At 52.7% G+C, this 258-nt stretch carries 1 pseudogene; it reads right to left on the bottom strand.

The window, feature by feature from the left end:
- Positions 1-258, bottom strand: a pseudogene (locus AAEY78_RS13865) (cytochrome c); the annotation flags it as partial.

Raw genomic sequence — 258 nt, 5'->3', positions numbered from 1 at the left:
GCGTTGGCAGACGCGACACATCCACCGCAGACACTTTGTCTTCGGTTTGGACAGCAGGTACGGCTTTTAGATAAGACGCAATGGCGCTTAAGTCTTCATTTTTTAAGTAGCGGGTACTGTGGGCGACCGCTTCACCCATGGGGCCACCAGCGTATGCACGTTGATCAAGCTCGCCTGTACGCAGATAAGTGACGATATCTTGCTCACTCCAGCTACCGATACCGCTTGACTCATCTGGGGTAATATTTGGCGCATGCC

It is taken from the genome of Psychrobacter sp. 16-MNA-CIBAN-0192, from assembly GCF_040309565.1.
GTDB lineage: Bacteria > Pseudomonadota > Gammaproteobacteria > Pseudomonadales > Moraxellaceae > Psychrobacter.
The sequence above is the reverse complement of the archived record's forward strand: the minus strand, read 5'-3'. Positions and strand labels throughout refer to the sequence as shown.